Raw genomic sequence first — 19,606 nt, forward strand, 5'->3', positions numbered from 1 at the left:
CCAATTATTAAAATATGTATTAACATTATTGTAATTATATAAAGCCGATTCTTACAAAAAGATACTTTATCGAATAAAATTATGACAAAAATCATAAGGCGAGCAGTAAGCCTGTTTGCTATTGCTTTCAGCTCATCCAGTTTTGCTGATGGTGCCGAAGGGGATTTCCTTGCATATGCGCAGGAAAAAGTTGCAAAGGCGATTGCCAGTAATCAAATTTGGGATGGTCCGACTGATGGACCACGCATTACACGAGACAAGAACATCATTTTTATCGCTTCCGACCTACGTAACGGTGGCGTATATGGCGTGGCAAGGGGGATGTCAGAAGCCATATCAAACCTCGATTGGCACCTGAGGTTTATCGACGGGCTGGGGTCTAAAGTCCGTCAGGGTGCTGCATTGAGGAAGGCGATAGGGTTTGAACCTGATGCCATTGTTCTTGGTGGAATCGATGCCCAGCGGCACCGGGAAACCCTCAAACTTGCAGAAAGTTTGGGGATTGTGGTCATTGGCTGGCACGCGACAGAGCTGGCGGGCGGCAACAAAGATCTCGGTCTGTATATGAACATCACCACCGATCCGCTTGATGTTGCGGAAGTGGCGGCGTTGCTGGCAGTTGTTGATTCTAAAGGCACCGCTAAAGCGGTGGTGTTTAACGACCCTAACTACCAGATCGCAACCATCAAAGCCAATAAGATGGCGCAGACTATCGAGCGTTGCCCGACCTGTACCATGCTCGAAATTCAGCCTCTTCCGCTTGATGAAATTGCCGAGAAAATGCCTGACACCTTCGAGTATTTGTGGAAAAAGCACGACGAACAAATCACTCATATTCTCGCCATCAATGATCTGTACATCGACTATGCGATTCCTTCCCTTGAATCAAACCTTGAGAAAGGAAAACCCGTTCCAAGCAACATCTCTGCGGGTGACGGCAGTAAAGCGGCTTACAAACGCATTGATCAGGACTTCTTCCAACTGGCTACTGTCCCAGAACCCCTTTATTTGCAAGGATGGCAAATTATAGATGAGCTAAACCGAGCTTTTCACCAACTTCCGCCCAGCGGTTACTCCGCACCTGTTCACCTAGTGACGCCCGAGAACGTCGAGGAACTGATCAACCAGGATGACACTGGTATTTATGATCCTGAAAACGGCTATCGTGACGCGTACCTGAAGATATGGAAGGGCCGATGAAATTATCTCAAGTTAGCATTACTCAGCGGATTATCTTCTCCAACCTGTTGCTACTGGCGATAGTCAGTGTGGCTATATTTACTGTGATTCGCTCGCTCTACTACGTCGAGTCCACTCTGAAAACGGAAGCATCTGAACACGTTTCAGTACTAACGGTGAACTCTGAAATCAGCCGACGCGTATTTGCTCTGACGTCACGCGTGAAGTTACTGGAACAAACGTTTCTGTTCAGTGAAACCACGCTTTCTGAAGAAGCGTTTAACATCGATCTCCAATTGCAACGCTTAAGAGATCTCTCTACCAACCGAGATTTCTCCAAGAAGATGGACTCGTTTATCGATAACTTCCATCGCTTTCTTGGCAGTTCGCTGGCGCTAAACCGCATTCTTAAACAGACGCAGGAAATCGACGACACCCTAGCTGAGCAGTTGGATCAGCTAGAATTAGTGGTCGCAGACAGCAAGCTCACTAACATCCGCGAACCCGATTATATTCGTTACAACAACGAGCTGGACTTGGTGAACATGTTGCGTGAGGTGTTCCTGACCGTAGGTAAAATGGTCGGCAACATTCACAGCCGAATCACACCAGAGACCGAAAAAGTTCTGATCATCGAAATTCAGAAAGAGCTGGATATCTTCCTTCTTCATCTCGAAAACGTCGATATCGACACGCCACAAGTGTCTGCGCAGAAGAAACGCATGAAGCGCACGGTAAAACGCTACAACGCTGCTCTTCGCCGTATCAGTGCGAATCTGGAACAACGTTGGCTGGTGATGGCGGCGTTAGTCAACGCTCAGAACGAACTGCTTGCTATGGTAGAAATGACCGAAGCGAGAGTGCAGAAGCAGGCGCTAGAGCTCAGTCAGCAACTAGAACAGGAAATTGGAAAATCGCGTTTCAACGCCGTCGTAACCAGTATTCTGGCCTTCTTGTTGTCCATTTTGCTGATCAGTCAGGTAGTGAAACGCCATATTCGTAAACCTTTGGATGACTTAAAAGAAGGCTTTGAAGGTTTGGAATCGGATGGAGCCAATAAGCCTATCAATCTAGGGCGGACCGATGAATGGAGCCACATCGAAAACGCCTTCAACAAAATGGCAGTCAGGCTATCTGAAGCGTATTCAGATTTGAATGAAGAGAAGAAAAACTTCGACTTCCTGGCACACCACGATCCACTCACGGGGCTGGCGAACCGCTTGTTAGCCACTAAGCGTCTGGATGACGAAATTGAGAAAGCCAAAAAACAGGATAGCTCGTTCCTGCTGTTGTATCTTGATATTGATGAGTTCAAAACCATAAATGATTCACTTGGTCATGCATCAGGTGACAACTTGCTCGCCAATATTTCAGAGATCCTCGATCAACTGATTACCGATATTGGATTTGTTGCCCGAATGGGCGGCGACGAATTTATGGTTGTGCTTTCTAAGGTAGAAAGCCTTGAAAATGGTGAAGTGCTGGCAGACCGAATTAACAAGGCGCTGCGCAAACCTTATTACATCAACGATAAAACCGTATTTGTTTCCGCCAGTATTGGTGTGTGTCAGTTCCCACAACATGGTTCGGATGGCGAAACCCTGATTCGAAATGCCGATACGGCGATGTACCACGCGAAACGCAATGGTCGTGACCAGTATCGTGTCTATGCCGACAAGATGACGCTCGAAGTGACCGACTTGATCGAGACTAACGTGGGCTTGCATCAGGCAATCAAAAACGACGAGCTGGTGGTGTTCTTCCAGCCTAAAATCGATCTGGATACTCAGAGCGTCGTTGGTGCAGAAGCACTAGTGCGCTGGCAGCATCCGAAGCTCGGCTTGCTTCCACCTGTCGATTTCCTTGAAGTAGCAGAAAAAACCGATCTGATTATCGATATTGATAAGTGGGTCTTCCGCGAAGTCGCGAGCATGATCACCCAGTGGCAGCATTCAGGCATTGATTTGGAAGGAATTATCTTCTCGGTCAACTTCTCGGCGAGGATGTTCTTCATGACCGATCTTGCCGACCAGTTGCAAGCCATTCTGGACGAAACAGAGTGTCGACCGGATCAGCTTCTGCTGGAAATTACCGAACGGGATATGATGCGCGATTTTGAAACCTGTGTACGTACCATCGAATCGCTTCGCTCAAAAGGCTACAAGATTGCGATTGATGATTTCGGAACGGGTTACTCTTCGCTATCTGTGCTTAAAAATCTTTCTGCAGATTGCATCAAACTCGACAGAGGCTTTATTCAGGAAGTGAACTCTTCCAAGCTCGATTACGAGATCACCAGCGCAGTACTGAAAATGGCGCAAGTGCTCGATTTAACGGTGATTGCAGAAGGGGTAGAAACAGAAAGCCACGTCGACGCATTGGTGAAAATAGGCTGTCGCTGTGCTCAAGGCTACTACTTCGCCAGACCTCTGCCTGTCGATGATTGGATTGGCTATCTGACCGATGATCAAAAAAAGCAGAATATAGGGTAAATTTCTTATCTGTATAGACAAAAAGAAAGAGACCATTTGGTCTCTTTCTTTTTACTAACCCGCTGTTTAATTTGTATAACGCCTCATCCAACCCAAACCTTCATTTGTCGTTGTTCTAGGGCGATATTCGCAGCCAATCCAGCTCTTGTATCCGATGTTTTCCAGCACGTCGAACAGGTAGGGGAAGTTGAGTTCACCTAAATCGGGTTCGTGTCTGTCGGGGACAGAAGCGACCTGAACATGCCCAATGTATTTGCCACATTTTCGAAGTAAGCGGGTGATATCGCCATCCATAATCTGAGCGTGATAGAAATCAAACTGAAGCTTCACGTTTGGACGGTCAATCTGGTGGATGAGCTCAATGGCTTCTTGTTGATGGGAGATAAAATACCCATGCACATCACGGCTGTTGAGAGGTTCGAGCATAACTTCAATACCCTGTGTTGCAAATGCATCTGCCGCGAAACGAATATTCTTGATAAAGGTTGATACGTGCTGCTCTCGGGAGAAACAAGATTCGACGATGCCTGCCATGGCGTGAACTTTTTTGCAGTTGAGCGCTTGTGCGTAGCCTAGTGCTATTTGAACACTCTCACGGAACTCGCTTTCGCGATCGGGCAGAGCAGCGATGCCTCTGTCGCCGCTTTTCCAGCTTCCGGGTGGGAGGTTGAACAACGCCAGTTCCAGATCATTCTCTTTCAGTTTGTCCGCGATATCTCTGGCTTCATACTCGTAAGGGAAAAGAAATTCGACCGCTTTAAAACCAGCGCGTTTAGCCAGCTCAAAACGATCCAGGAAATCCACTTCATTAAAAAGCATGGTCAGGTTTGCCGCGAACTTTGGCATGGGGTTGTCTCCATTCATCCGTGAATAGCGAAGTGATAATTCTAACAGTGCGGTTCATAGAAAGAAAAAAACAGCAAGTCTGAGCTTGCTGTTTTAGGATCACAATCTCGAAGGGCTGTCAGATTCTAGCCGCAACAGCTGCAATTGCGTTTGTACTTGCTCATTTTCCCAATACCGGGGTTAAAGGTATTGGTCGGATCAAGTGAGTGATAAAATGCCTGCAATTGCTTTTCTGCTTCGTATAGATGCCCGACGTTGTGCTCGGCAGGGTATTTCGCCCCTTTTTGGGTAAGCAATTCCAACATTTTGGCTTTGATCTTTTTGGTGTCAGCCCCTTTTTTGAAGATGTAATCCTGATGGAATACATGACACATGAAGTGTCCGTAGTAGAGAGCCATGACCATGTCGTTTGTGATTTCTTCTGGCAACTGTTCCACCCAGTCAATGTCGTTTCGGCGTAAAGCGATGTCCAGAGCGAGAATGTCTTCCACCTCTTTCGAATGAATGGTTTCGTAACGTATGGCTGCACCTGCGGCTGCAAATCGGTGAAGCAGCGCTTTTTTACCTTCATCAGCCGTACATTCAAAGTAATCACAGCCATCTTGTTTAGACCAAACGTTACCTAGGTACGCTTTTGCTTCTTCAATTCCACCATCACTCATCTTTAGAATCAGGTGATGTTCGTATTTATTCCGATAATCCAGCATGCGTTCCGGCAAATGTTGAGGGAAGAGTTTACTCATCCAATAGAGTAGGGTATCGGGCAGGTCTTTCGAGACAAAAGGAATGCGATTTAAAACCGACTCAACTTTGGCTTTTAAAGCAAAGAATTTGGGGAGTTTGTCTGTGCCTAAATGATGAATAGAAAGGAATACATCTTTACCGTAATTTTCCGCTAAATCGAATATGTCGCGGTGCATATATTCGCCCATTTCCGGCAAGTTTTTAAAATTACTCAGCATTTCGCGGCGAAGCATGGTCAGCTTAGCGGGGTCGTTACAGCCAATGTAAAAAAGCTGCTCTTTCTCAGGAACTGGGTAGGTATCAACACGCACGGCAAAAACAGCCAACTTTCCGGCACAGCCACTGGCTTCAAATAATCTACGTGAATCGGCGTTAAAACGAGATGGGGTTTCTGCATCTACGTCTCGGACTCGTTCGTCGTATTCTCTATCTGATGCCATGGCGTCGTTGTGGATGATTTTGCTCGCGTCGAAGTTACCCGCTTCGACATTTGCAAGGATCTCTTCCGGTGTTTCTCCAAGCCCTTCAATCCCCAAATGGTTAACAAGCACCAGTTCGCCTTCTTTTGTTACCTGACCGAACAACGCCAGCTCGGTATAAGCTGGTCCCCGTTTGACCAGAGCGCCACCAGAGTTATTTGCAATACCACCGACCACGGTAGCGCCAATAGAAGAAGACCCGATCACCGAATGGGGAGCTCGGTTTACCGTTTTCAGCGTTTTCTCAAGCTTGTGCAAGCTGACACCTGGTAAACTGATGATCTGCTTACCCTCTTCGATTAAATGGAGCTGATTGATACGCATGATGTTAATCACAACGACTTCTCGATCATAGTCGTTACCGTTGGGAGCACTGCCTTCCGTCAAGCCGGTTTTCGCTGCCTGCATAATCACAATGCAGTTAGCAGCGACGGCTGCCTGCAATAACTTCCATTGTTCTACCAAGCTGCCCGGGAATAGCACAGCGAGTGCTTTTCCTTTACCAGATCGAAAACCCGAGCGGTAATATTCGGTTTTCTTTTCCTGGGTTAAAACATGCTCTTGCCCGACGATATCGATGAAGGTGTTGATTAGCTCTTGGGTACTCATAGCGTCCTTTTCACAATGTGTGATCGGTTTGTTAATCGTTGTAGTGTGTTTATCTTAATTTCGAATACCAATCTGAACCAGAAGCAGACACCACATATTTGCCAAAAACTCCATTAAAGCTACACGACAGAAATGGCTGATTTGTTTGAAAACAATCAGTTAGTTAGATTTTATTTTGTCATTATTGGAATAAATAACATTGTATTTTTCCAAAAATGACATAATTGTCTGAGTGTGAAAGTTAAATTTTATGTGAATGGAAAGTGATCTGGTGCAAGGTTTTGAATGTGGAGACTAAATGGATAATATTGGTGATGAAGCGAGGTTATTTTGAATGTTAAAAAACGAACTATGCTGAATTTTGCGTTGAAATCTTCAGTCATTTTTTATTAACTACTTGATTATTGGAACGTAAAAAAATATTTAAGCTGTGAAGTGTTAGGCTAGTGTTTCTTGTCTTTAAGGGAGTTAAAGCACAATGTTTGATTGGTCAAAAAAGAAAATTGCAAAATCGGTAGCTAAAGAAGTGACCCCGAGGCTAGCTGTAAAATTCGGCATAAAAGAGCATTACTCTAAAGAGGAAATAGACTGGGCGTTAGTGGCGCTCGATAAGAAATCTGATCCAAGCTACAGCAATTATGCTTATGGCATGATGGCTAGCCAAAGCTTATACATGTCTCTTGGTCTAAGTTCATCTTTTGGTGCTCACCCAGATTTTCATCGAGAAGTCAGCGAGATTCTCTTCAATCATCCTTCTGCAACAACAGCCGATAAATATTTGGAATATGCATCCACTCATGGTGTAAGTACACCGAAACCTAATGTATCGCATGATGGTTTTGGTTCTGCTGGTGCGGAATCTGATTTTAGTTCTGGTGGGGGAGATTCAAGCTTCTAGAAAGAGCATTCCAATAAAAAGTCAGGGTTAATAACAGGTTATCTATGGTTACTTGTGTTTCCTTTCCCTTTCAGCCGCACACTCAATTCCCCCGGAGTGGTTAGTAAAAAGGTTTTAAATTCTCTGGTCATATGCGCTTGGTCTGAAAAGCCTTGTGCATATGCAAAGTCGCTGAGCGATACGTTCGGGTTTTCCCTTAGTTTTGCCACACTGCTATGCACTCGGCGGAGGCGCTGAAAGTACTTTGGGCTCATGCCGATCCATTCACGGAACTGTCTTTCCACCTGCCTTTGGCTTTGCTGAAACTGCTCGCCAATTTTTCCGTTTGTCGCCAGATGAATCAGCGAAGAACGCTTGGCAAAGCTCGGGTTGTTGAGTTCAATATTGTGGCTGCACCATCGGTATAGGGTTGATAAGAGGGCACTATGATTGGTTTGTGTTGAGAGTTGGGTATAGAGTTCAGATAAGAACGCTTGTGAGCTGGAGGCATCTGAAAACAAAGATGAAGGCATCATTCCTGGGTGAAATCGCATGCCGCAAAGTTCGGCGTTTTCTCCTAACTCTATAAACTGTGTTTGCTTACTGTATTGTTGAAAGTAAATAGGAGTTTTGATGAGCTCGCCTGCCATGCAGACTTCGCCACGTAGCAAGAAGGTGACTCCTGAACCTCCGTCACAATATAGAGGTTTGGACGTCGAATCGTGTAAACCTTTTACGACTTTAGCCGACCAGATGGCTTGCACATGGTCGGCTAACTTCTTCTTCGGTTTTATGATTCGAAAATCCATTGCGTTGATAGGGTCTGTTGGCCTTTCGCGGTTAAATTTTGTTCGAGTTCTATGTGTTTTAATCGCGGCGCAAGGTCTTTAGCTTAGTCATTCTAAGCAAATACCTTGCAACAAAGAGTAAAGCGCATAGAACCGAACCCTTCGGGCAGCATTTGTGGCTCCTTTCTACTGTGTTACCGCTTATTGATGTAGAGCGACTACATCGAATAAGCGCTGCCTTGTATAAAGAACCCACAAATGGCTGCAAAAATCAGCTCGAAAGGTCAACAGACCCTAAGTGTTTTTTACCATTTGGTTAACCCGATAAGCTGCCGATTTCGGGCTTGAATGTTTTGGCAATGCGATTCCAGCTATTAATGGCATTCACCGCCAGAGTCAGAATGACGATCTCCTGTTCACCAAACACATCGAGTGTCGCGGAATAGTCATCATCCGAGGCATTACCTTGTTTCGTCAGAACTTCTGCCCAATGCAGTGCAGCCTGTTCTTGTTCACTATACAACGGCATTTCACGCCACGCACTTAACCCAATCAATCGGTGTTCTGATTCCCCGTTTTTTAGCGCATCTTTACTGTGCATATCGATACAAAACGCGCACTGATTGATTTGTGAAACACGCAGTTTTACCAGTTCCCATAGTTCAACGGAAAGGTGGGGAAGCTGCTCGAACTGAGCTCGAAGGTAATTTTCCTGCCCGAGCAGAATTTGAAAGCCCTCTGGGGCTGCGTTGAAATAATCCAATCTAGTTGCCATAAGCCTATCTCCTTCATCGTTTAGCTATAGGCTAACCGGCGTTGAAGGCGATTGATTGAAGAAATTCGACATCAGCTAAAAAGACGGAAAATCTTACTCAACCTCACACAAATATCGGTAGCGGGCTTTTACTGATGACCTGCCTTACAGAAAGGTGGGTGTGTATGTCTTTCACGCTGGTTATTCTGTGTAGTTTTCGGGTAAAGGCTTCGTATCCTGCCAGATTAGGACTGACGACTTCGAGCAGATAATCGTAGCCACCCGACACAATGTGCGCACTCACAACTTCTTCGATGTTTTCCAACTCTTCTTCAAACTTTTCTATCGACTCAGCTTGGTGGTTATTGAGGCTGACTTCCACAAAAAAACTCATTGCGATGCCGACTTTTTCCCGGCTCAGGTTCGCCTGATAGTCTTCGATATACCCCTCATCTTCGAGGCGTTTAAGGCGTCTGGCGCAGGGAGAAGGAGAGAGCCCGACTCTTTCGGAAAGTTCTGCGGTAGATAAGCGTCCTTCTTTTTGAAGAACGGAAAGGATGTGGCGATCAATTCTGTCCATAATCTTCTTGGCGATTTTCGTTAACAATTGTACTAATCATGATGGAATCCACTAATCTTGACAAGAAACTGTGCCACATTCGCCGAATAAGTGCGGCTGATCTGATGAATAATTTGTCTGTTCGAAATTCTTGTTCAGGTATTTTGTTATGGAAAAAGTCGCCAGCTATTTTCAATCCGCTGTAGGTTTCCCAAATGTATCTCCTAATTTAAAGGGGTACGCTGTTATCACATTAGTGCTGTTTATCTGGACAGGATTTGCTCTTTCTATACGAGCGATTGGATCGTCACCATTGGCTACAGCCGATGTTGCGTTGATACGCTTCTTGGTTCCCGTTGTTTTGCTATTGCCTTTTACCGCTCGTTACCTGAATGAAATCAAACAAGTAAAAATGACCGATATGATCATGATTTTGCTTGGTGGTGTGCCATTTCTCTTTATCGCTTCTATGGGGGCGAATTACGTTCCTGCTGCGTATGTAGGCACTGTTCTGGCAGGAACTCCGCCATTTTTTGTCGCAGTGATTGGCTGGTTATTCTTCCGTAATGCTCTATCTCTGAAGCGAATTGTTTCGCTGGCTCTTATTATGCTCGGCGTTGCCATTATGGTTGTAGGGCAGGGTATGGGAATTTCTGGCGAATTTCTAAAGGGCATCGCTGTACTGTTATGTGCGAGTACTGTTTGGGCTGTCTACACCATGAGCTTAAAGCGTTCAGGATTAAGCCCTATTGCTGTCACCATCTTGATTTCCTGGTGCTCTTTGTTGATAACAATTGCGCTGGTTTTGAGTGGTTCCGTATCCAGCCAGTTTGGAAACTTCTCTTTGAGTGATGCTTTGCCATTTATTCTGGTGCAGGGGCTTTGTGTGGGCTTGTTTTCCACCATTGGTTATAGCTACGCCATCAGGCAGCTCGGCTCGGAGCAGGCGTCCATCATTGGATCACTATCTCCAGCGTTAACGGCGCTTGCGGCAGTGCCAGTGTTTGGTGAGGGATTAACAATCGCGATTGCATGCGGGATAAGCTTGACTGTGATAGGAGTAATTTTGTCTAACCGTTCTTAAGGCAATCATCCGATTGCGTTCAACCTGAACCTGATTCACTGCGCAGTGATGTTTTTGAACTTCTAAAGGTTCTTATGGTTTAGTTCCAATTTGCTGCTGGGGGGCTAAAACTCATAGCTGTCTAACTTGGCGATATGCGAGCCGTGCACTTCGCTCACATTAAGTTCGCTGGCAATAGTTTCAACATTGGAGTAGTTGATACCGCCACCGGGAACGATGGTTAGCTTGCCCTTTGCCATGGCTATGGTCTCTTTCAGATAAGCGATATCGATGGGCTCCGAAATAGGGCATCCGTGAGAAAGAATATGGGTAACACCTTGCTTGTGTAGCCAGTCAATCGTTTCTTGATGTTCTGATCTTGGAATACTATCAAACGCCATGTGAAATACCGTTTTTAGACCCTCAGCAGATTCGAGTATTTTTAGCGTAGCTTCTTTGTCGATAGAGTTATTCTGGCTTAAACAACCAAAATCAATCGCATCGGCACCGAGTTCTTTGGCGAGCTTAATATCGGTCTGCATAATTTCAATTTCTTGCGGTGTATACATAAAGTTGCCTTTACGAGGTCTTATACAGACTACAACCGGAATATTATTTTTATGTGCGTATTCAATCGATGCTTTCATTACGCCGTTACTGACGGTTGTTCCCTGTTCTAAATAATTATCTTTTAAGCTGATTCTGTTTGCGCCATTTTTTATAGCATCCGGTATGGAGGTGAAATTCTCCACACAAATTTCTTTGATCATAATATTTCCTGATTGTCATTAAGTGATGAATGAGTATTTGGAACTATTTGCTTTTAAAGAGGTGAACTATTTCAGAAATAGCCGCTTTATCTGTAACCGGAATCTGATAGTCATCTATATCGTTCGCCCCCATTTTGCTGTGCTCGGAGGTAAACATCATTTTCGTCGGGCGAGTCGTTTTTCCGGAAAGATGCAATTCTTTCACTCTGGTTTTTGCAGCAAGGTCTTTAGCATTACCGGCATTCACACCAGCGCCTGCCATGATGGAAATGCGGTCTCCAGCCTGTTGGACAAGACTTGCTAACATGTTTGTACCTAACGGGGCAGTTGCAGCAAGTCCAGAAGTCAAAACCCGCTCACAACCGAGGCTGATAATGTCTTCCAGCCCCTTTTCTGCGTTATTGCAATGATCAAATGCGCGATGAAAGGTGACACCGAGCTTCAGTTGGTGGGCGTAATCGCAGAGCTTTCTTGCGTGCTGCATATGAATGTGCCCCGTGGATGTTAGTGCACCAAGTACAACCCCCTGCAACCCTGCCTGTTTCGCGCAGGTTATGTCTGACATCATAATGTCTATTTCATCTTCGCTATAAAAGAAGTCTCCTTGGCGAGGTCGAATAATAGCGTATACCGGGATACTCGATATTCGCCCTGCTTGTTGCATTAATCCGTAGCTAGGTGTTAATCCACCCAATGCTAATGCTGAGCAAAGCTCTATTCGGGTTGCGCCTCCTGCGATAGCGCTATAAAGAGACTCGATATTTCCAATAGACACTTCAATTTCCATATCCATAATAAATTCCTCCATTTTTGAATGTATATTTGATGGAATGAATAATTCTCATATCTGGTTTTATCGATATGAGCGCTTTAATTATTTACATGGACTTTAATCGTGAACCGAAGTGTTGATACACGTAGTCATTATCGAAGCCATCTACATTCTGACTGGAGAAAATTAGCGGTGTGACACCTTGTTTTAAGGCTTCTTTTTGCGATTCGACAACAAGCATATTCATGATCAGAATGCCTGCGATGCTGGAAAATGCCCCCGTTACTTTCCCGTTTACGTTACACAACCCATCACCTGGTGGCACCTGGTTATCAATGACGATATCTGCAATATTCATCAGTTTCAGACCAGAGCTATGACGGCTCGGATACTTAGACGACTGCTCGACTGAGGTTATCGCGATAACCGAATGACCTTTGGACTTTGCGATTTGTGCAAATTCTATGGGAAGTGGATTTCGTCCAGAATTGGAAATCACCATAATCACATCGTTAGGCGAGATGTTCTGATCATTCCAGATGACTTCAGCCAGCCCCGGCAGTTTTTCCATTGCCGATCCTCGGAGTGCTCCATCGTTGGTGAGCAATACCGAATCCAAAATAGCGTTGATGTTGCCAAGGCCACCTGCACGAATAAATCCTTCTAAACCAATCATATGAGAATGACCCGTTCCCAGAACCTGAATCATGTTGTCTTCAACAATAGCCTGTGTGAACAGCTCCGTTGCCTGAGACAAAGCCTGTTGATTGGATTCCACAAGCGAGGTGAGCTTTGGCAGCAAGCGGTTAAAATATTCGGACATACCTTGTTTCTCCTTTACTGTGCCGACTTATTAACCGTAACACTTCCATTTTGCGTTCCTGATACTATTCTATCGACTATTGATACTTTTCTTGATTATTGCTGATTGTGCGTGGTATCACTGCCAAACACATCGAAGTGAAGGGTGAGTGGGAGTCGAATCCAAATGAAAGCAACGATGCAAAAAGTCCCTCAACGGGTCGGTTGGTCTTGGCGCTATAAGATGTTTGAGGAGGTGACGAAGCCAGAATATTGGCATGCCCATCAAGAGTTTGAACTCGTTCTACACAGAAACTTTCAGGGCAAATCGAGAGTTGGGCATTTTGAAGGTCAGATAGAGCACAACGAACTGCTTCTGATTGGTCCGGGTATTGCACACAGCTTTGAATCGGTAAATTCCAGTGAACAAAATCCGTGTGAAACTCACGTTATCTGGTTTCGTGAGGAATGGATTGCCAAACTCATGTACAGCTGCGTCGAACTCAGGCAGTTAGGTCCCGTGATTAAAAATGCGAGCAAAGGTGTCAGGTTTTCTGCAGACACCGCAGAAAAAGTTTTCCAGCACCTCGATAATTTTAACAGCCTGACCCCCATAGGGCAGCTTGCAGTATTAATTCAGATTCTTGGGGATTTGTGTGCCGACCAATCCCACACAACTTTGCTTTCCTACCTTTCGGAAGGGGAAAGAGAAAAAACAAACAGCAATTTCAGTCGAATTGACCAAGTCTGTAAGTACATCGACAACCATTACTCATCCGATATCACGTTAAAAAGCCTTGCGGATTATATGTACGTGAGTGAAAACACCATCCATCGTTGGTTTATCCAACACTTTAACGAAAGCTATACCTCTTACTTGATGAAGCTAAGGTTGAATCACGCATCTCAACTGCTCACAACCACTTCTCAGCCCATTAGCTTAATCGCAGAAAATGTTGGTTACACCAACCGATCTAACTTCAACCGATTGTTTAAGAAATACAAAGGTATGTCGCCTAGTCAATATCGGCAAAGATTTAGGTAAAATGACTTTATTTTCAAAAGAATAGCTATTGAAAATGCCAGCCACCTTGAACTGAGTAACTGGCATTTTTTATTGGAAAGGCTTTTACTGCTGGCGTGAAATTCTGCGGATTAGATCTTCAGTTCCGCCATCATATCGCTCCATTCACCGATACCTGTTTCAACGAAACCTAAGCTTTTATAGAGACTTCGAGCAGCGTTGTTGGACTCAGAATAGCCAATGTGGATGGTCGATGCACCTTGCTGTTTGATTTCTTCTATGGTCGCTTTCATAGCCTGTCTGGCGTAGCCTTTGCCCTGATGTTCTTTATCGACCATCACTCGAAATATATAGAATTCTCCGAGCTTTTCTTCTTTCGCCCATGCCGCATCGCGCCATTCGCTGTACATGATAAAACCAACAATCTGGTCATCGACAGCAATGGCTCTTGGCTGATAATAAGGATGCAGCCCTGCTTGTGCCATGGACACGGCATTGGAGGAAACGATGCCTTGCTGGCTGTCTGCCAACTCAAGGTTGAGAACGTTACGTAAGTTTTCGCGGTTTACTTTTTCTAGCTTCATGAGTTTCGTAAATACTATGTGTTTGATTGATATTCGCTATAAAAGAGCCGCGATTGTGGCTCCTTTCGATTACAGCTCTTTTCGATTACAAATAACGCCCTTCTAAATGCGCTTTAAAGTGCTTCGCGTTGAGCACTTCGCCCGTTGCGCGTTTCACTAAATCGTCGGTGGTGTGCAGGCAGCCTTGGCTCCATACTTTCTCTTCTAGCCAGTTGAAGATAGGAGAAAGATCCTGGCTGGCGATAACGCTTTCAACGTCCACGGTTTTCTTCATGCTTGCCATCATTTGAGCGGCATACATGGCACCTAATGTGTAGCTTGGGAAGTAACCGAAGCTGCCGTCTGGGACAGTTCTATTACTTATTGTTCAAAACTGTAATGAGCCTTCTATAGAATGGATCTATTGTTGGATTATATGATTCCGAACCACCCCAGTAGTAGTTCCCAAGCACTGTTTTTACATTGTCGTAATGGGTTTGAAGAGACACAGCTCTTCGTCTTACTGTTGTACCTAAATAATTTGCAATTTGAGCTTTCCATGGATGGTTACTACCCATGATATTCTCATTTCGCTTAATCAGCTTCTCGATAAAGTGTTTTCCAACCAGCTTGTCTGATTTCAGTAAGTTACAATCTCCATGAGCCAGAACCAGATTCCAGATTTCATCGTGATTCACGACTTGCCTTGGTAATACATGGTCTACGTGAATGTCATCATCCATCGATTCGCCGCAATAGAAGCAGGTGTTGCCTTGATAGCCCGATAAGAAGGGAATGTTGTTAGTTAAAGCTTTTCTGTCGTAACCGCTCTCTAGATATATTTCTCGAATATCGTTAGCCAGTTGAAAGTCAGTTTGATTGATACTGAATGCCCCTTCTAAGAGACCCCACCTAGCATTGATTTCACTGTTTAACGTATCTAATTGAGTCGTATCAAAATCAAGTAAAGTATCTTTCAAAATAAGTTTGTTACCAGTGTCGATTTCATAGAAGTAATTGGCAACGATTGTCTTATCGGTACCTATAGTCTGAAACCGTGGCACTACATCTTCAAAAGCAGTTTCAGCAACCTTCTTAATTGCATCCTGTCTATTGGTAGCGCCGACCAAGTGTTCTTTAACAATTCGTTCCATCTTGGTCAATCGGTTAGGGTTGCCTTGTTGTGGCATCGGATTGCGCTCTAGACGAGTCAGATAAGCATCGAAATAACTCTCGGCTAAATCGCCCCACAGAATCTCTGTCTGTTGATTTTTTGATGCTTTCAACAAAGTTTGTGCAAGACTCATCTTGTATGTGGCAGCGTTTAAGCCGAATAGAATAATTCCTTTGAAGAAGTCTTCGTTGTCGAAATCCATGCTTATCCTTTAATCAAAATAGCGTTTAACCATTTCTCTGATTCACGACCTTTACGTAAATCAGAAGTACACCAAGTCTTTAATACTTTTAACTCTGAGTTTGAAATCACTTGTGCGAGTAACTTTTCATCTAAGTTTGTGAATTCACGACCGTTACGTATGACCTCTTCACGACCATATTTGAACGAGCAATAAAATACCCCTTGTAATCTGAGCGGTGCTGCGAGTTTTTTGAAAGCTAGTGGAAGTTCTTTCATCGGGACATGCAGAAGAGAAGCACAGGCCCAGACGCCATCAAATTGTTTTTGCGATCCAAATTCTTGAAAAGTTGTTACTTCAACTGGCTGTTTCGTTAAATGTTCAGCCAATACAGCCAGCTCTTTACTTGCATCTATCGAATGAACTGAAAAACCATTTTCTAGAAAGGATTTTGTATCACGACCAGAACCACAACCAGCGTCCAGAATCAAGCCATTTGCAGGTAGAAGAGGCGTGAACTCACTGTATAGCGTAGACATATCGACATTGATTGTGTCGTCAAAGAATTCTTGTGCGTTTTGGTTGTAGTAACTCATATCAATTGTTGCAAAGGTTTTTGCATATCATACACGACTTTGGTCTTGTTTCCTTTTGCTTAATAATTGATTTATTAATCATTAACTATATGAAATATTTAATCTAAATCTATTTTTGCTCTTGATGTCGCAGAAAGAGTTTTTCAGCATTCCGATAACTTCAACCGGCTGTTTAAGAAATACAAAGGTATGTCGCCTAGTCAATACCGGCAAAGATTTAGGTGAGGGAGGGATGAGATTAGATGAAGTCTGTCTAATACTCTAGTACTTTAGTTTATCTAACTTTTTTGGAATATGCATCTAAAAATAATTTTATCAATAGTAACTTTTGATGTTGTTTTTTTGAAGTTTAGTCATTGGAAAAATAATCGTGGTTTTATTTTAATAAATTTATCATTAGTGTTTTTCTTGAGCGGTGAAGCTCAAATAAATTAATTTAATATAAATCGAATTTTAAATTAACTGCTGTTGGTTTATTTAGGTTTTAATTATCCAAGGAAATAAAATGAAAGATAAATTAAATAAAATAACATTATCTCTACTATGTTCTGGTCTTATTTTCTCAGGAGCAACTTATGCTCAAAAGCCTGTTGAAGAAACCGCTACTGCAACAACTATCAAAGCGGTAAATAAAACTGGTGGATTTGTTGCCAATGTAAGCGCTTATGCCAGTAATTTCACTCCGTATAAAGTGAATTTTGTTTCTGGTAAAGCTGGCGCTTTTGGAGCTGTATTGGGTGTTGTTGACAAACTTACAACAATTTTTGTTGAAATGGCAATTGATGCAGAATGTAAATCAAATACTAGCTATGACAGGAATGAAAACGTTTGTGAAGTCCCACCAAGTTTTAGGCAGGGCAATTTCTGTATAGCAAACACAGATAACGTAAATAATGGATCTATCCGTGTTTATATTTCAGATTATGTTACTCCGCTTTCTATTAATACACGTAATCCAGAAACTGTAGAAATTGGTCACGGAGAGGAAGCGTGTTTTTCCGTTGCTAAAGAAGTAGGTAGTTTGGCAGTGGTAAATGGGAACAACGAAGTCGTTTTTGACAGAGTAATGCCAAAAGACTTCTACTCTGGAAATTATGGTTTGGTAATTAAAAATGGTAAGCCTTGGTTAAAGCAGAAAAGGTCACGCAAGATTTATAACACCACTCTTGCACATAAACTTTGCTACAACATTATGATAAATCATTCATTTGATATGGATAATGGAGTAAGAAAATGTATGGACCGAGTTTCCGGAGGGAATCCTGCTCAGGTAGAAAAATACTTTACCAATACGATGCAACACGCAGACTATCAAGACGTCAAATCAAATATCCTTTTAAAGACACGTGATCTGAAAGACTTCCTAGCCAATGCGGTCTACCACCAAAAAGATCCTTCCAACCCAGATCTGTTTGTTATGAGTGGTACTCTTATGATTGACGATAATACTTATGCACATATCGAACCCGTGGATGTACCAATGGTCAATGGTAGTCTCTCGCTTCCAGATAGTATTAACGTTTATAAAATTAACACGACACCACGAAATGCGCCCAACTTCCTAGGTGAAACTTCAATGCCCGATGCACCTGTCGTTTTGGATTCTGCAAGTGGTCCGTTGGATTTTGCGACGGCGAAACCAGTTAGTAACAATACAGTGACTATCACGCCTATCGACTTCTAATAACAAAAAGTCGTTAAGAGGCGGCAGATATATGCTGCCTCTATTGTTTTTGAAATAGGCTTGAACGCGCTGGATATTGATTTGAAATCAATGAATGAATTAATGACTACTGAAACAAAAAGAGCCGCGATTGCGGCTCTTTTTCGATTACAGCTATTTTCGATTACAGGTAGCGCCCCTCTAAATGGGCTTTAAAGTGCTTCGCGTTGAGCACTTCGCCTGTTGCTCGTTTCACCAAATCGTCGGTGGTGTGCAAGCAGCCTTCGCTCCATACTTTCTCTTCTAGCCAGTTGAAGATAGGAGAAAGCTCCTGACTGGCGATAACGCTTTCAACGTCCACGGTTTTCTTCATGCTTGCCATCATCTGAGCGGCATACATGGCACCTAACGTGTAGCTTGGGAAGTAACCGAAGCTGCCGTCTGTCCAGTGAATGTCTTGCATACAGCCATTGGTGAAGTTACCGCGAGTATCCAATCCTAGGTAAGCTTGCATCTTCTCTGCCCAAAGCTCGGGTACGTCGGTGTGCTTGATCTTACCGTTCATCAAATCGCGTTCGATTTCGTAACGAAGAATAACGTGAGCAGGGTAGGTCAGTTCGTCAGCATCCACTCGGATAAAGCCTTTTTCAACGCGAGTGTATAGCTTATGGAAGTTCTCTGCCGAGAAAGATGCGTCTTCACTGCGTTGGAATTGCTGGCGTGCTTTGTCTGCCAAAATCTGGATGAAAGGCGTGCTGCGACCAATCTGCATTTCAAAGAACAGAGATTGCGACTCATGGATCCCCATAGAACGCGCTTCACCTACTGGTAAACCTGCAAATTTCTTAGGCAGACCTTGCTCGTAGCGTGCGTGACCCGTTTCGTGCACGGTACCCATCATTGATTGGATAAAGTCGTTTTCATCGTAGCGAGTGGTCAGGCGAACATCAGTCGGAACACCGCCACAGAAAGGGTGGACACTTTCATCCAGACGACCGTGATTAAAGTCGAACTGCAATAGCTTCATTACATCCAAGCCCAGTGCTTTTTGGTCTGCGGCGCTGAATGTGCCTGTAGGCAGAATCATCTCTTCTTTGGCTTGCTTGTCGATGACCTGGTTGATCAACTCAGGTAGCCAGCTTTTCACATCGCTGAATACTGTTTCCAGGGCTTGTGTTGATACGCCAGGCTCGTAAAGATCGAGCATCGCATCGTAAGGCGTTTTTCCCGTTGCTTCTGCGCGGATTTGCGCTTCTTCCTGAGAAAGCTTAACCACTTCAGCCCAGTTCTTTTCAAAGCCTTCCCAGTCGTTGTCTCCACGTTGGGTACGCCATGCGTGTTCACACTTAGAACCTGCGAGTGACTGCGCTTCAACAAGATCGTCTGGCAGCACGGTTTTTTGTTGCCAGATGCGTTTCATTTCCGCAAGGCTGGCTTTTTCATCAGAACTCAAAGACTCGGATTCGGCTTTGTCGAACCACTCCGCCAGTTCTGGTTTGGTAGAAAGTTGGTGCAGGTGTACAGAAAGCTCAGCCAACGCTTCAGAACGGGCTTCGTTACCACCAGAAGGCATCACAGCGGCGGCGTCCCAGCTACAGATCGCATCAAGGTGTTCAAAGCGAGATATTTTTTGGCAATGTTTTACCAATTTATTGTAGTAACTCATGGTTTT

General features: G+C 44.0%; 19 protein-coding genes and 1 pseudogene. 7 read left to right on the forward strand and 13 right to left on the reverse strand.

The window, feature by feature from the left end:
• Positions 1-81: 81 nt before the first annotated feature.
• A complete protein-coding gene (locus QMG91_RS07795; RefSeq protein WP_022550839.1) occupies positions 82-1,200 on the forward strand; it encodes a substrate-binding domain-containing protein in 1,119 nt (372 codons plus the stop codon).
• Positions 1,197-3,671 carry a putative bifunctional diguanylate cyclase/phosphodiesterase gene (locus tag QMG91_RS07800; RefSeq protein WP_004402135.1) on the forward strand — a complete coding sequence of 825 codons (2,475 nt, stop codon included), beginning with the start codon at positions 1,197-1,199 and terminating at the stop codon, positions 3,669-3,671. Before QMG91_RS07795 ends, QMG91_RS07800 begins: the two co-directional genes overlap by 4 nt.
• Positions 3,672-3,737: 66 nt before the next feature.
• Here QMG91_RS07800 and otnI read toward each other — a convergent pair whose 3' ends face one another.
• Positions 3,738-4,517, reverse strand: a complete 780-nt coding sequence (gene otnI / locus QMG91_RS07805; protein WP_281830108.1) for a 2-oxo-tetronate isomerase — start codon at positions 4,515-4,517, stop codon at positions 3,738-3,740.
• A gap of 125 nt (positions 4,518-4,642) precedes the next feature.
• A complete protein-coding gene (gene dld, locus QMG91_RS07810) occupies positions 4,643-6,349 on the reverse strand; it encodes a D-lactate dehydrogenase (protein WP_281830110.1) in 1,707 nt (568 codons plus the stop codon).
• Between the two features lie 478 nt (positions 6,350-6,827).
• On the opposite strand from dld, the gene QMG91_RS07815 reads away from it, so the two are divergent.
• The gene (locus tag QMG91_RS07815) at positions 6,828-7,247 is read left to right on the forward strand and encodes a hypothetical protein (RefSeq protein WP_281830112.1); all 420 of its coding nucleotides are present in this window, start codon (positions 6,828-6,830) and stop codon (positions 7,245-7,247) included.
• A gap of 38 nt (positions 7,248-7,285) precedes the next feature.
• On the opposite strand, the gene QMG91_RS07820 is transcribed toward QMG91_RS07815, so the two are convergent.
• The 3 genes from QMG91_RS07820 to QMG91_RS07830 form a co-directional block, all read right to left on the reverse strand.
• Complete coding sequence (locus QMG91_RS07820) at positions 7,286-8,035, reverse strand: helix-turn-helix domain-containing protein (RefSeq protein ID WP_281830114.1); 750 nt, start codon at positions 8,033-8,035, stop codon at positions 7,286-7,288.
• Positions 8,036-8,330: 295 nt separating this feature from the next.
• The gene (locus tag QMG91_RS07825) at positions 8,331-8,789 is read right to left on the reverse strand and encodes a carboxymuconolactone decarboxylase family protein (protein ID WP_281830116.1); all 459 of its coding nucleotides are present in this window, start codon (positions 8,787-8,789) and stop codon (positions 8,331-8,333) included.
• Positions 8,790-8,892: 103 nt separating this feature from the next.
• Entirely contained in the window at positions 8,893-9,348 is a 456-nt protein-coding gene (locus QMG91_RS07830; RefSeq protein WP_004402221.1) for an Lrp/AsnC family transcriptional regulator, read from the reverse strand.
• Between the two features lie 148 nt (positions 9,349-9,496).
• On the opposite strand from QMG91_RS07830, the gene QMG91_RS07835 reads away from it, so the two are divergent.
• Positions 9,497-10,411: a DMT family transporter gene (locus QMG91_RS07835; RefSeq protein WP_281830118.1), complete on the forward strand. Its 915-nt coding sequence runs from the start codon at positions 9,497-9,499 to the stop codon at positions 10,409-10,411.
• A gap of 104 nt (positions 10,412-10,515) precedes the next feature.
• Here QMG91_RS07835 and QMG91_RS07840 read toward each other — a convergent pair whose 3' ends face one another.
• The 3 genes from QMG91_RS07840 to QMG91_RS07850 form a co-directional block, all read right to left on the reverse strand.
• On the reverse strand, positions 10,516-11,160 hold the full coding sequence (locus QMG91_RS07840; RefSeq protein ID WP_281830120.1) for a copper homeostasis protein CutC: 645 nt from the start codon (positions 11,158-11,160) through the stop codon (positions 10,516-10,518).
• 43 nt (positions 11,161-11,203) lie between these two features.
• On the reverse strand, positions 11,204-11,953 hold the full coding sequence (locus QMG91_RS07845; RefSeq protein ID WP_281830122.1) for a copper homeostasis protein CutC: 750 nt from the start codon (positions 11,951-11,953) through the stop codon (positions 11,204-11,206).
• A gap of 85 nt (positions 11,954-12,038) precedes the next feature.
• On the reverse strand, positions 12,039-12,755 hold the full coding sequence (locus tag QMG91_RS07850) for an SIS domain-containing protein (RefSeq protein ID WP_281830124.1): 717 nt from the start codon (positions 12,753-12,755) through the stop codon (positions 12,039-12,041).
• A 165-nt stretch (positions 12,756-12,920) separates the two neighbouring features.
• Between QMG91_RS07850 and QMG91_RS07855 the strand changes: the two genes are divergently transcribed.
• A complete protein-coding gene (locus QMG91_RS07855; RefSeq protein ID WP_281830126.1) occupies positions 12,921-13,778 on the forward strand; it encodes an AraC family transcriptional regulator in 858 nt (285 codons plus the stop codon).
• A gap of 110 nt (positions 13,779-13,888) precedes the next feature.
• On the opposite strand, the gene QMG91_RS07860 is transcribed toward QMG91_RS07855, so the two are convergent.
• The 4 genes and pseudogenes from QMG91_RS07860 to QMG91_RS07875 all read right to left on the reverse strand — a co-directional run bounded on the left by QMG91_RS07860 (position 13,889) and on the right by QMG91_RS07875 (position 16,277).
• Entirely contained in the window at positions 13,889-14,341 is a 453-nt protein-coding gene (locus QMG91_RS07860) for a GNAT family N-acetyltransferase (RefSeq protein WP_281830128.1), read from the reverse strand.
• An 85-nt stretch (positions 14,342-14,426) separates the two neighbouring features.
• Positions 14,427-14,684: pseudogene (locus tag QMG91_RS07865) on the reverse strand (carboxypeptidase M32); the annotation flags it as partial.
• 13 nt (positions 14,685-14,697) lie between these two features.
• On the reverse strand, positions 14,698-15,696 hold the full coding sequence (locus QMG91_RS07870) for an HNH endonuclease (protein WP_281830131.1): 999 nt from the start codon (positions 15,694-15,696) through the stop codon (positions 14,698-14,700).
• 2 nt (positions 15,697-15,698) lie between these two features.
• The gene (locus tag QMG91_RS07875; protein WP_281830451.1) at positions 15,699-16,277 is read right to left on the reverse strand and encodes a class I SAM-dependent methyltransferase; all 579 of its coding nucleotides are present in this window, start codon (positions 16,275-16,277) and stop codon (positions 15,699-15,701) included.
• 105 nt (positions 16,278-16,382) lie between these two features.
• Here QMG91_RS07875 and QMG91_RS07880 point away from each other — a divergent pair, with 105 nt between their 5' ends.
• Positions 16,383-16,496 carry an AraC family transcriptional regulator gene (locus QMG91_RS07880; protein ID WP_080927993.1) on the forward strand — a complete coding sequence of 38 codons (114 nt, stop codon included), beginning with the start codon at positions 16,383-16,385 and terminating at the stop codon, positions 16,494-16,496.
• A gap of 280 nt (positions 16,497-16,776) precedes the next feature.
• Positions 16,777-17,955, forward strand: a complete 1,179-nt coding sequence (locus tag QMG91_RS07885; protein WP_281830133.1) for a hypothetical protein — start codon at positions 16,777-16,779, stop codon at positions 17,953-17,955.
• 163 nt (positions 17,956-18,118) lie between these two features.
• On the opposite strand, the gene QMG91_RS07890 is transcribed toward QMG91_RS07885, so the two are convergent.
• The gene (locus QMG91_RS07890) at positions 18,119-19,600 is read right to left on the reverse strand and encodes a carboxypeptidase M32 (RefSeq protein ID WP_281830135.1); all 1,482 of its coding nucleotides are present in this window, start codon (positions 19,598-19,600) and stop codon (positions 18,119-18,121) included.
• Positions 19,601-19,606 lie beyond the last annotated feature (6 nt).

The organism is Vibrio nigripulchritudo, assembly GCF_027924785.1.
GTDB lineage: Bacteria > Pseudomonadota > Gammaproteobacteria > Enterobacterales > Vibrionaceae > Vibrio > Vibrio nigripulchritudo.

Excerpts from the sequence above, each read along its gene's own strand:
- QMG91_RS07870 (WP_281830131.1), bottom strand. The coding sequence starts at position 15,696 with ATGGATTTCGACAACGAAGACTTCTTCAAAGGAATTATTCTATTCGGC.
- QMG91_RS07855 (WP_281830126.1), top strand. The coding sequence starts at position 12,921 with ATGAAAGCAACGATGCAAAAAGTCCCTCAACGGGTCGGTTGGTCTTGG.
- QMG91_RS07825 (WP_281830116.1), bottom strand. The coding sequence starts at position 8,789 with ATGGCAACTAGATTGGATTATTTCAACGCAGCCCCAGAGGGCTTTCAA.
- QMG91_RS07850 (WP_281830124.1), bottom strand. The coding sequence starts at position 12,755 with ATGTCCGAATATTTTAACCGCTTGCTGCCAAAGCTCACCTCGCTTGTG.
- QMG91_RS07815 (WP_281830112.1), top strand. The coding sequence starts at position 6,828 with ATGTTTGATTGGTCAAAAAAGAAAATTGCAAAATCGGTAGCTAAAGAA.
- QMG91_RS07800 (WP_004402135.1), top strand. The coding sequence starts at position 1,197 with ATGAAATTATCTCAAGTTAGCATTACTCAGCGGATTATCTTCTCCAAC.
- QMG91_RS07820 (WP_281830114.1), bottom strand. The coding sequence starts at position 8,035 with ATGGATTTTCGAATCATAAAACCGAAGAAGAAGTTAGCCGACCATGTG.
- QMG91_RS07845 (WP_281830122.1), bottom strand. The coding sequence starts at position 11,953 with ATGGATATGGAAATTGAAGTGTCTATTGGAAATATCGAGTCTCTTTAT.
- QMG91_RS07860 (WP_281830128.1), bottom strand. The coding sequence starts at position 14,341 with ATGAAGCTAGAAAAAGTAAACCGCGAAAACTTACGTAACGTTCTCAAC.
- otnI (WP_281830108.1), bottom strand. The coding sequence starts at position 4,517 with ATGCCAAAGTTCGCGGCAAACCTGACCATGCTTTTTAATGAAGTGGAT.
- dld (WP_281830110.1), bottom strand. The coding sequence starts at position 6,349 with ATGAGTACCCAAGAGCTAATCAACACCTTCATCGATATCGTCGGGCAA.
- QMG91_RS07885 (WP_281830133.1), top strand. The coding sequence starts at position 16,777 with ATGAAAGATAAATTAAATAAAATAACATTATCTCTACTATGTTCTGGT.
- QMG91_RS07795 (WP_022550839.1), top strand. The coding sequence starts at position 82 with ATGACAAAAATCATAAGGCGAGCAGTAAGCCTGTTTGCTATTGCTTTC.
- QMG91_RS07840 (WP_281830120.1), bottom strand. The coding sequence starts at position 11,160 with ATGATCAAAGAAATTTGTGTGGAGAATTTCACCTCCATACCGGATGCT.
- QMG91_RS07835 (WP_281830118.1), top strand. The coding sequence starts at position 9,497 with ATGGAAAAAGTCGCCAGCTATTTTCAATCCGCTGTAGGTTTCCCAAAT.
- QMG91_RS07830 (WP_004402221.1), bottom strand. The coding sequence starts at position 9,348 with ATGGACAGAATTGATCGCCACATCCTTTCCGTTCTTCAAAAAGAAGGA.
- QMG91_RS07890 (WP_281830135.1), bottom strand. The coding sequence starts at position 19,600 with ATGAGTTACTACAATAAATTGGTAAAACATTGCCAAAAAATATCTCGC.